This window comes from Moorena sp. SIO4E2, assembly GCF_010671945.1.
Classification (GTDB): domain Bacteria; phylum Cyanobacteriota; class Cyanobacteriia; order Cyanobacteriales; family Coleofasciculaceae; genus Moorena; species Moorena producens.
The window spans coordinates 1-2,145 of the sequence record NZ_JAAHIE010000944.1 but is presented as its reverse complement, the minus strand read 5'-3'; the positions used below and the strand labels follow the sequence as shown (position 1 = coordinate 2,145).

The 2,145-nt window shown below is 43.4% G+C and carries 3 protein-coding genes and 1 pseudogene; all 4 read right to left on the bottom strand.

Translation table 11 applies throughout. From position 1 onward, the window contains the following. Positions 1-235 precede the first annotated feature (235 nt). A pseudogene (locus F6K37_RS39260) lies at positions 236-439 on the bottom strand (ParE family toxin-like protein). A 53-nt stretch (positions 440-492) separates the two neighbouring features. Continuing rightward, the gene (locus tag F6K37_RS39255) at positions 493-699 is read right to left on the bottom strand and encodes a hypothetical protein (protein ID WP_008184105.1); all 207 of its coding nucleotides are present in this window, start codon (positions 697-699) and stop codon (positions 493-495) included. A gap of 75 nt (positions 700-774) precedes the next feature. After that, positions 775-915: a hypothetical protein gene (locus F6K37_RS39250; RefSeq protein WP_154659778.1), complete on the bottom strand. Its 141-nt coding sequence runs from the start codon at positions 913-915 to the stop codon at positions 775-777. Between the two features lie 263 nt (positions 916-1,178). Then, positions 1,179-2,145 (bottom strand): hypothetical protein (locus tag F6K37_RS39245; protein ID WP_287256653.1); only part of this gene is annotated, 967 nt, incomplete at its 5' end.

Below are 2,145 nucleotides of genomic sequence, written 5' to 3'. Positions count from 1 at the left end.
CCACCCTACAAAATCAGGCGATCGGTCTTGCTTGTCACCTATTCAGCAGGTTAAGATTTTTTTGACTTGCTCTACAATTTTAACCGATAAACCAATTAACAACAGGGTAGACGGTAGTGGATTTGCTAACCTCAGGGGTAGGGTGGGCAAATTATGATAGTTTGGCAATTTAATTAGGAATCATGTCCATTTGCCCACCGGACTTGAGCCTAAGCACTACAAGTCTAGGCGTACGCTACTTTGAGCCTAATATTTTGTCATATTCGGCGTGTGTTCCGATCCAAAACCAAACTAGATCATTATCCTTTTCCACCGCAATCGCTCTGTAATGTAAACCTACTCGAACTGATCAAAACCGACCTACTTTCTTGAAATGTAGTGAGGGATATCGAGGATCTTGTTTGAGCAACTCATAACATCTATCGGCAAGTTCTTGGATTTACGATGGTAGGTGTCGATAAGAATACCAAAAATCAGGTGTAGCAAGATGTTTCACAAATCAGTACAATTTCCTTGTCGTGAATCTTTCAGTGCTTTATCTGCTAGGGCATCAAGTCTACCAGCCGCAACATCTGTCTCAAATTGTCGATCCCAATTTGCTGCATCAAATTCTGCAAACCAAGCCCGAAATTTGGCTAGATCCTCCCTAGAAAGTTGACTGACAGCACGTTCAATTTCCCCTAAGTCACTCTTATTCATAAGCCCTAATTTTTGACAGATATATTCAAATTATACCGGGGACTACTTATTTTTTGGCATTGCTGAGGGGCGGGATTAATAGGAGTGGAACGGGCATCCTGCCCGCCGGAAGATTTTAACGGGCAAGATGCCCATTCCACGGCAAGATGCCCGTTCCACAGTAGGGTTGCCCGTTCCACAGTAGCGTAGGGTGGGCAAATAATGAGAGTTTGGCAATTGAATCCGGAATTATGTCCATTTGCCCACCCGACAAAAGCGATTGGCCGTAGGCCACGCTACGCTCCGGAAGCGTTCGCAAAGCGTGGCCGAAAGGCCTCAGCTTCCGCGCTTATGCGATCGCATTATTAAGGTGTTAGGTTTTAGGGAAACACTTAGTGGAGTAATTCCACATTCCGCAGGTTAGTTAGTCAAGAACTGCTGGCTCCAGATACAACTTTCTAGACAGAGCAATATCCTAAGCGAGGCGTAATCATGTTTGATCATAGACTATATATAATACTCGCTGCTCGCTCTGTATTGGGTCCTCTGGCGGTTTCACCTTTGTAACCAGCTTCTGCGGCAAGTTTGGTGTAGGAGTAACCTAACCTAGAATGTACCACAGTAATCCATCCTTTTGCCTCTTGCGGACGCAATTTCTTCGTTTCGCCAAGCAATCGTGCCATTTCTGTTTCAAATTCTGTCCTTCTCTTTGCCATATTTGTTTGATATTGCACCGAGTCTACTGCTTGCTTAACTAAGTCAGCTGCCTTATTTAATTGCTTATCTTGTTCAAATTTATGTGCTTCCACAAGTTTTTTCAAGTCTTCCAATTCCTGAGGTGATAGATGATTTTTAAGCACTGCGTCAGCTAATTCCTCAAGACTTTTCCTAGTTAAAGACGGATAGGTTACCTCAGCCACATATGGGCGATTAGACCAACCACTACCTGTCTTCTGATCTATGTGTGCCTCGCTTTGTGATGCTGTAATGTCAAACCAAGCGATATCCTTGTCAGTTAATTGCTCCTTAATAACAAGATCTGGTCGAGTATGACCCCGTGTCCCCTGAAGTACAATCTGCATTCCTGTTGGCAGATAGGGGTCAAGTTTGTTTGTTTTTATTGAAGCATTAGTTAGGGATTCAACTGCATAACCGTAGGATGCATAAATGAATGGCTCCTTTTTAAGGGCATCATCCAAGCTGCCACTCATCTTGTATGTATCCGTAAATGATGTAACTAGAGCTATCCATCGTTTTGTGTAACCATCTACATCTGGAATTCTGAGGGGATTTTTTAGGATATTGTCGGCAAGATTATTTACAAGTTTGTCTAGCTCTAAGACAAAGCTGTCAAAGTTATCATCTGCCCGTCGTGTCCATGCCTGAGCTCTCTGAATGACTGGAGAAGATAACTGCTTTACTTCGTCGAAGACTCTTCCAATCTTCTGCGATTGCGATCGCTGTACA

Bases quoted from the DNA above. Each gene is read 5' to 3' on its own strand.
- F6K37_RS39255 (WP_008184105.1), bottom strand. From the start codon at position 699: ATGAATAAGAGTGACTTAGGGGAAATTGAACGTGCTGTCAGTCAACTT.